We start from the raw sequence: 8,321 nt of genomic DNA, 5'->3' as shown, positions 1-8,321 counted from the left end.
CGAGGCCCTTATTGTGGCAGCCTGTTTTACGCCGGCTTGAATGGTGAATTTGACAGTAACATATTGATTCGCACATTAACCGTGCGAAAAGGTTGGATTCAATTTCCGGTAGGAGGGGGAATTGTAGCGCAAAGCAACCCTCGCCTTGAATATGAAGAAACCCTGCACAAAGCTGCGGGGATGATCGCCGCATTACAAAAATAACGAACTGTTATCAGAAACGACTTCATGATCCTGATCATTGATAACTATGACAGTTTTGTCTTTAATCTGGCCCGCTATTTCGAAGAGTTAGGGCAACAGACTCAAGTAATACGAAATGATCAAATTACACTGAAACAGGCCGAACAGATTTCGCCCGAAGCGATAGTACTTTCACCTGGCCCCTGTACTCCCAACGAAGCAGGTATGAGTCAAGAATTGGTTTTACACTTTGAAAATCGGATTCCCATTCTAGGTGTTTGCCTGGGGCATCAGTCGATAGCAGCCAGTTTTGGTGGAAAAATTGTCAAAGCACCACAACCGGTTCACGGTCAGACATCTTTAATTTACCATCATAATTCTCGTTTATTATTCAATCTGCCTAATCCATTTCAGGCAACTCGTTACCATTCTCTGATCATTGATGAAACAACTCTTCCACCTGATCTGCAGGTTACAGCCAGAACAGAAGACGGAATCCCAATGGCTATTGAACACAAAACAGCCTCTCTTTTTGGTGTACAATTTCATCCAGAATCAATTCTTACTGAAAATGGTCTCGCATTAATTGAGAGTTTTCTGACCTTCATTCCTGCTCACCCTTCAACATCCTAAACTGCTTAATGCGTATCTTCCGAAGTCCGATTAGCTAAACTGGTTTAAGTTTACTTCCTGAGAAATAAACTCCATCCGCATGATCCTGAGTTTTTATCAATTCCTCACACTCCCTTTCGATTAGTGTGTAATACTTCACAATAACCTCCCCCCATCCAACCGATAACAAAGAAGATCTCAGAGCAAAAATCTGTCTGATATCAGCTTTACAGAACGAACCACATTGCGTTCATGTATACAAAGTGATTAGTGGAGGATCTTTCATGCAATTAACCAAATGCAATTCAAAGAAACAAATATTATCGATCATAACAGTCACGTTCTCTTTGATTGCTATTTCGGTTAATCAATCTTTAGCTGGTGAATGGCTGCATGACTTTCGATCTGCACAGAAACTAGCTCAACAAAAAGATCTCCCAATTCTGCTACATTTTCACGCTTCATGGTGTGGTCCTTGCCGTCAAATGGAACAGACGGTTTTGCAAACTCAATCCCTGACCAGTCAGTTTGGCACTCGAATTATTGCCGTGAAAATTGACAGTGATCAAAACCAACATCTGGTTGAGCGGTTCAATGTGCGTTCTCTACCCAGTGATATCCTCTTAACACCTAAAGGTACAATTATTACCCGAGCAGGAGGAAGTCAGATTAAAAGCGAGTACTTAAGTTTCCTGGGACGAGGTGCTTCCCGTTATGAAAATGATCGGCGAGTCTATCTGGCACAAAAAAGTAAACGCGAGCTGATGCAGAAACAGAAGAGTCCGCAAGAGAACCAACCTTCTGAAAATACCGAAGAGAAATCCTATATCGCTACATCGCCACCCAATGTGGGCTTGGAAGGATATAGCCCTATTGCACTGACGCGAGATCGGAAGTGGACGAAAGGATCTGAAGAATTCAGCTGGCCTTACCAGGGAATCACATATTTTCTGTCCAATCGTACTGAGCTGGAGATATTCAAAAATGATCCAGGACGTTATGCACCACAATTGCTGGGCTGTGATCCTGTGATCCTCAATAAGCAGGATCGTGCGATTCCAGGTAACACAAAATACGGGGCTTATTATGATCAGAATCTCTACTTGTTTGTAGATTTAGAATCACGAGAAGCATTCAAAAAGAATCCAGACCGTTTTAGCCGCACCATGCACGTTCTTAAAATTGATCAGATCGAGTCTGCCGTTTTACGGTAAACAACAATCGAAGCGTAGTTTATTTCGTGTTCGCAGGTTTCCTGGCAGACTCAGATTTCTTTGTTTCCAGTGGAACCGGAGCGGATGACTTATTGTTTGATGGATTTTGCAATTTAAGTAAACGGCTACGATATCGCTCATATAATCGCGTTTGTTTACTTTCCGGCCGTAACAATTTCCCACTGACACAAACCGCTTTGATATGGGAAGTATGTTGCAAAGGCGATCCGTCAGCAATAATCAGATTCGCCAGTTTGCCTTCAGTTAATGAACCGATCTGTTTTTCCACTCCCAGTATTTCTGCAGCCGATAAAGTAATAGCTCTTAAAGCAGCCTGTTCCGGCAAACCGTAGGCGACAGCCATAGCTGCCTCAAACGGAGTATTCCGTGAATTCCAGGCACTATTCGAACGAATACAAAACGGAACGCCTGCTTCATGTAGATGCCCCGCATTGGCATATGGTGCGTCGAATGGATCGTAGTTTTCTTGCGGACGCTTCATGACCGGGCCCACAATCACAGACACTTTTCTTGCCTTTAGCTCACTCGATAATTTCCAGGCGTCAGTCCCGCCGGTGATAATAGCCTTTAACTCTTCTTTCTCTGCAAAGAGCAGGGCACCGACAATTTCTTTTTGTGAATTCGCTTCGATAAAAACTGGTTTCTTTTGAGTGAGATAGGGAATCAGAGCTTCGTAACGCGGGTCTGTAACGGGTCTGTTCTTCGTACTTTTTTTAGTCTGTTTCTTGAGCTTTAAATAAAGCCGGGCCTTTTTAAGAAAGTCAGTCAATTCCTGCTGTCGCTCTTTTTTAGTACTCCAGATAATCTGTAATCCGGCTTCGAGATCCATCACCATCTCTGGCGCAGTCCAACCAGCGGTTTGAACTAGCGAAGCCTGACCGGCGATCAAACCATTCCGTGGACAGACCAAAACAGACGTGATTCCACCTGCTCGAGCAACGGGAAATAATTCGGAATCAGGATTAATGGCCACGCCGGTTCGTAAATCTGGCTGCAAATCACCGCTTTCAGAATAGTCCCGCGTTTCACGAACTTTATCAATCTCAGTCAGCCCCAAAGTAGACCCTGAATCAATCATTCCAGGATAAACGTGTAAATTTTTCGCATTGATGATCATAATATTTTTGGGGAGCGTTTTCTCAGGACCGACATAATCAATCTTAGTCCCTTTAATGACAATTGTTCCATCAGAAATGTCATCTCCGTCAACTGGATGCAACGTTGCGCCCACAATTGCATACTCTTTGACATCATCCGTAGGAAAAGAAATCGATTCTGTTTTCCTTTGAGCGATCTGAACTTTAGGAGAATCAGAACGTTGCTCCGCCGAAACCAACATGGCCGTTGGTTGTTTCTTTCGATCAAAACAGACCTCCCCATCAATAATCGTCATTTCGCAGCGGGAATAAGCATTTAAAGGATGGCCATTGAAAATAGCGAAGTCGGCATCTTTCCCAATCTCTATGGACCCGATTCTCTGATCCAAACCTAACTCGCGCGCGGGATTGATTGTGATCGTCCGCAAAGCTTCATTAAAAGACATATTTCCATAACGTACCGTCTTGGCGGCTTCAAGATAAAGATGTCGGATCAATTCCCAGTCATCACTTTTAATAACGGTATTCACCCCGGCTTCATTCAGCAGAGCTGCATTATGAGGCACGGCATCAAAGGCTTCAATTTTATAGGCCCACCAGTCTGAAAATGTGCTACAACTGGCCCCATGCGCTAAAATTTCCGGTGCAACTTTATAACCTTCCAGTACATGCTGCAGTGACCAGACTCGAATTCCAAGATGTGAAGCCACTCTGAGCAGCATCAATATTTCATCTGCCCGGTAGCAATGGGAATGAATGAACTTGTCATGATTCACGATATCTGCCAGCGCTTCCAATCGTAGATCGCGGCGAGGAGGCAGTTGCTTTTTTTTGCCATGCGTTCTTTTTGTCTTTTCATATTCCTGCCACTGACGTCGATAATCAATGGCCTCCAGAAACGCACGTTGTAATGTCGCTTCGACTCCCATTCTGGTATTGGGAAAACGTGATGTCTGCCATTTCACATTCTCACCTAACGCAAATTTGACACCCTGGGGTGCATCTTGCAGAATATGCTCGCGGGCCGTTTTTCCATACTTCAATTTGACGACAGCATCCTGGCCACCAATCACATTTGCAGAGCCATGAAAAAGGCGGGCTGTAGTCACACCTCCGGCAAGCGCCCTGTACTCTGAGGGATCTGAAGTATTGACGACGTCTTTGATGCGAACTTCAGGCACGATCGACTGTGAAGACTCATTAATCCCATCAGTAATCATGATATGGCTATGAGTATCGATAATCCCTGGCATGATATACAAACCTGTTAGATCAATCTCAACCAGATTCGTAGGTACTAATAATGTTTTTCCGATCGCCGATATTTTTCCCTGTTTGACATAAATTGAAGTGTTTTTCAGAATTTCACCAGTCACGGTTATCACCGTGCCGTTTTTAAGCAGCAGATTTCCGTCAGTTTTGAGAAATCGTCTGACGCGGTCCGATTCCAATTCTGTTTTGAAATGATGGCCATCTTTGGAAATCTGTTGTTTGTCTGTCAGGTCAGGTTTTTTGGCTACCAGAATTTCAGACGCCGAATCTCCCAAAAGTTTCCGATCTTTGTCTGTGTCCTCAAGAGAAAGCAGAATGGGATTTCCGGAGGACTGTTTTGGTTTCTCTTCCTTGCGCACTGCAGACCAACTGGTTTCGGTACCAAAGGCAGACTTCAATTTCCCGGAAATACGATTTGGCTTGGTCTCTTTTCCAATTAATCCTTTAAACTGTAAATCAATCGAATGCCCTCCAGCGCCGATTGCAACTGTGAATTCATACCCGTCTTTTTTAATACTGCCAACAGTAACCTTCCCATCCCCTTTTTCGCTGGAAAAGTTCCCACGCAGTTTCCCTTTCTCCTGTGAGAGATGGAGTTGTCCAATGACTTTCCCTTGAGCCGATTGGATTTCGACTCCCCAGTCTCCTGCTAAATCTATTTTAACCGACTGTGCTTTGTTCGAAGAGATCGTCTCCGGTGATTTTTCTTTTTCCGTTTCTGACGGATCTTTGTATTCAAAATAGACGCCATCCACAAACAGATAACGAACTTTTGTGCTCTTTTTTTCCCAGGGCCCAGTCATAAGAACCAGATGTGCCAGCTTCCCTTTTTCAATTGTTCCCAGCCGTTGGTCGATGCCTAAAATCTTCGCAGCATCAATCGTCAAAAACTGAAGTGCCTGTTTCGCAGATAAGCCTTCTTCTACAGCAATCCGTAATTGAGGTATGAGATCGGCCACACTGTTTTTTAATGATTCGGAAGAGAGAGAAATCGGTAATCCACTGTCAGCCAGTTTAGACAAGCCTTGAATTCGATCATGCCAGAGTTTGAGTTTTTCCCGCTGAACCCGTAGCGGATCTGCAATCTCGGTCGAGAGTTCTTTTTTTTCTGCAATTTCTTCAACCTTAGGTTTTACGGGAAAATCCAGGTTACAGATCATACCCCGTGATTCGGTTTTCAATCGATCCAGACAAAGATGCGCTTCCGCGCCCCCCCAGATTACTGGTTTCAGTTTAAATTCACTACAGAAATCCAGTGTGCGTAATATTTCATCACGTGAATTCGCAGCAAACACTGGAATCTGCTTGGCATGTAATGTTTGCAAACAAGCAACATAGACCGGATCAATCGGCGGACGTTTTATAAATGCTGATTGATCATGATACAAATCCCAATGCTGCTCATAATGATTCGCATCCAAAAATGTTTGTCGTAGATGAGCGACTGCCCCCATCAGAGTCTTTGGATACACATTACCTTTGGGTGCGTACAATCGGAAAGAACTCATTGTGGAGACAATCAAGGTTGACTCTCTTACAGGAAATTCACTCGTTGAAAGCAGGGCCCCCTGACCACTGGCGATCTGACCTTGCGGTAAAATATGAACTGAAGTAAATCCAGATTTCTGATACTGAGTGAAGCTGTTTTTTTTATTTGTAATCGCCTGATTAGCACGAAAATGCGGATTGAGATAATTTCTATTATCGGGACGTGTCGCCGCCAGTGCATAACGCCCGAAATCTACTTTTCGTTCATCTGGTTTTGGTTGTTTGATGTCTTTATTAATCAGACTGCTTGAAGCGGCATCGATGAATCCCGCATAAATCTGCATTCCTTTGCAGTCAATTATTTCCGCATCAGCGGGAATTTTGAGGCCGACTCCGACTCCTTCGAGCAGACCGTCTCTGATGAGTACCGTTGCATTTTCCAGAATGACTCCTGGTTTGGTTACGACCTTTGCCTGAGTCAATGCATACGCATTTAATTCAAACCCAACGTTACGATTGACTTGAGCACTCGCTTGAGGAGAGTGCGTTAAAATGCATATCAAAAGCAATAAACTGCAAAAACGATAAATGTACATAGCGATTCCATGTAGAAAATAATGAATCAATATAATTTTGATTATCAAAACAATGCCGAAAATACCACTTTAGCAACCCTCTCAGGCAATGAGAATAGGGAATCCAATCAAGCACTACTGTAAAGTGCGGGAATTGAATTAACTGAAATTTACATTGCCCGTAGTATTATTTGGAAGGGCCAATGAATAGTCTTTTTTCACGGCTCTGCTCATAGCCCCTGGTATCCCAGACAGGCCCTTCTTTTTGGACAGCCGTGTATTTTTGAATCAACTTTTTCTTCAGACCACTCAGCCGTTCCTGCTCCTGCCAGGCAAGATTATGCTGCTCACTGATATCTTCTTTTAGATTATAAAGCTCAAATTTGGTCAGCTTTGATTTTTTTATATACTCCTGTGAGATGGAATTCACATTATTTCCTAATCGGCGGATCCCTTCCGGACCACTCCAATGCGCCACGATTTTCCAATCACCTTCTCGCATCGCAACGCGGGGCGTACTGTTAGCACGATAATAATTCCAAAACAAAGGAGTTGATCTCTCCAATTTTGATCCTGCAAATAAAGAAAGCAGACTGGTTCCATCTAAAACACGATTCTGTGGCAGCGAGATATTAGCTATCTCACAGAATGTAGGAAGCAAGTCCACACTGCTGACTGGCATGTTACTCTCCTGGCCGGCCTCAATTTGCGCCGGCCAGCGAACAATACCGGGAACCCGAATTCCTCCTTCATAAATATGCAATTTCATCCCACGTAAAATTCCCGGTGTTCCCCACGAACGTCTTGATCCTTTTCCATATCGATTTAAAGTCTCTGGTCCATTATCTGAAGTAAAAAAGACTAGCGTATTGTCTGCTATATCTAACTCATCCAGAGTTTTCATCAACTTTCCTACAGCAGCATCCATATTAGCAACGTTCGCAAAATACTGAGCCTGATCTTCATACAACGTTTGATCGAGATACTGATTGACAAGTTTTGTGGGAGATGCCACTCGCTCATGAGGCTCATGAAAACAGACATACAGAAAAAATGGCCTTTCCGCTGCTTTTCTTTTTTTTAACCAGCGAATTCCTTCATCGGCTACAATCTGACAGGAAAAACCTTGGATCTCGCCAACAGCTTTTCCGTTTCGCACAAAATTAATCGGATTTTCGTGAGTAGGCAGGGCATTATTCTGCGTACTAAACCAGTGTTGAAATCCATGATCACCAGGCTGTGGCTGTTCCCGCGAATTAAAGATTCCATTACAGTGCCATTTTCCTACATGAGCGGTGTCATAACCCGCCTGTAGCAGCAATTGCGCAATAGTGATTTCCTCACGTTTCAAATGCATCGGATGACCTTCGGGGATCCAGTCATAGACTCCCACTCGATTCGGAGTTCTCCCAGTCAATAAACCGGCACGTGACGGAGAACAAACTGGAGCACTTGCATAACAGTCGGTCAATCGCATTCCCTGCGAAGCCAAATGATCAATGTGAGGTGTTTTAATCTGAGGATGACCATAGCAGGCCAGGTCTCCATAACCCAGATCGTCACAGAGAATGACAAGAATATTTGGTTTCTTATCCTGTTTCTTTTCAGCAGATTGCAACTCGAATCCAGGAAAAAGAAATAGAATGATCAGAAATTGAATACATTTGAAATTCATCGTTGGCTCCATGGAATTCATTGAATCTTAGCGGGAAAGAGATATTTCCTGCTCGACTATCATGCGCGATCCAAAGACTTCTCGCAATTCCTATCAGATTGAATGTATTCTATTTACACTGAAACGAAATTACGGCACTTTTTAGAGAATTCCAAAAAAGACGTTAGCTTAGCAGTTTTTTTAT

The 8,321-nt window shown here is 43.5% G+C and carries 5 protein-coding genes; 3 read left to right on the top strand and 2 right to left on the bottom strand.

The genetic code is table 11. The annotated features are described in order from the left end of the window. The 3 genes from Q0668_RS24425 to Q0668_RS24415 form a co-directional block, all read left to right on the top strand. On the top strand, positions 1–204 hold a 204-nt coding region (locus Q0668_RS24425), incomplete at its 5' end, for a chorismate-binding protein (RefSeq protein ID WP_298869166.1). 24 nt (positions 205–228) lie between these two features. Next, entirely contained in the window at positions 229–816 is a 588-nt protein-coding gene (locus Q0668_RS24420; protein ID WP_298869165.1) for an aminodeoxychorismate/anthranilate synthase component II, read from the top strand. Positions 817–1,235: 419 nt separating this feature from the next. Next, on the top strand, positions 1,236–2,009 hold the full coding sequence (locus Q0668_RS24415) for a thioredoxin family protein (protein WP_298869167.1): 774 nt from the start codon (positions 1,236–1,238) through the stop codon (positions 2,007–2,009). A 19-nt stretch (positions 2,010–2,028) separates the two neighbouring features. Here the strand turns inward: Q0668_RS24415 and Q0668_RS24410 are convergent, their stop codons facing one another. Together Q0668_RS24410 and Q0668_RS24405 are read right to left on the bottom strand one after the other, a co-directional pair. Further along, positions 2,029–6,483, bottom strand: coding sequence for an amidohydrolase family protein (locus tag Q0668_RS24410; protein WP_298869164.1), 4,455 nt, complete (start codon positions 6,481–6,483; stop codon positions 2,029–2,031). 166 nt (positions 6,484–6,649) lie between these two features. Continuing rightward, positions 6,650–8,137, bottom strand: coding sequence for a sulfatase (locus Q0668_RS24405; protein WP_298869163.1), 1,488 nt, complete (start codon positions 8,135–8,137; stop codon positions 6,650–6,652). Positions 8,138–8,321: the final 184 nt, after the last annotated feature.

Source organism: uncultured Gimesia sp. (genome assembly GCF_937910335.1).
Lineage (GTDB): Bacteria > Planctomycetota > Planctomycetia > Planctomycetales > Planctomycetaceae > Gimesia.
This window is presented reverse-complemented; position numbering and strand designations above follow the sequence as displayed.